Consider the following 858-nt stretch of genomic DNA (forward strand, 5'->3'; position numbering starts at 1 on the left):
AAGCCTGAGCACTGTTCCAGCTCCTGAACTGGGTGCCGCCGCGATCAAAGCNAGCATTGAGCAAGCTGGCATCGCAGTAGGAGACATTGATGAAGTCATCATGGGTCATGTTTTACCTGCTGGCGTAGGGCAGGCTCCGGCGCGTCAGGCATCTCTAGGTGCTGGCATTCCAGAAAGCGTTCCGACCACCACAATCAACAAAATGTGTGGCTCTGGTATGAAAGCCGTCATGCAGGCGTTTGATGCTATCAAAGCGGAATCCTGCGAACTAATGGTGGCTGGTGGCCAGGAAAATATGTCGCTTGCGCCTTACATCGTTCCGAAAGCACGCACGGGCTATCGCCTCGGGCATGGCGAATTGCTAGACCATATGTTCTGGGATGGCCTGGAAGACAAATACACCGGTAAGTTGATGGGCAAGTTTGCTGACGAAAACAGTCAGGAAGACGGTCTTACACGAGAAGCGATGGACGAGTACACCTTACGCTCTCTTGAGCGAGCCCAAGCAGCAACCAATGAAGGCTGGTTTAAAGAAGAGATCACGCCATTCAGCGTTAAATCACGCAAAGGTGAAGTCATCTTTGATAAAGATGAGCTTCCTGGACAAGCTCGTCCTGAGAAGATTCCTTCACTACGCCCTGCTTTCGATAAAGACGGTGTTGTTACAGCCGCCAACTCTTCAGCCATCTCTGACGGCGCGGCAGCGGTTGTTCTTTGCTCTGGCAAGGTCGCAAAAGAGAAAGGCCTTAGCCCTCTGGCAGTCATTCGTGCGACCGCATCGCATGCGGAAGCGCCTGCGAAATTCACGCACGCTCCTTGTGGTGCTATGGAGAAGGTACTAAAGAAAACAGGCTGGAG

At 52.6% G+C, this 858-nt stretch carries 1 protein-coding gene; it reads left to right on the plus strand.

Annotation, left to right across the window (positions count from 1 at the left end; translation table 11 throughout):
* Positions 1-858, plus strand: an 858-nt coding sequence (locus tag A3750_RS18345; protein WP_068548579.1) for an acetyl-CoA C-acyltransferase, incomplete at both ends; no start/stop codon positions are given.

It is taken from the genome of Oleiphilus sp. HI0079, from assembly GCF_001635105.1.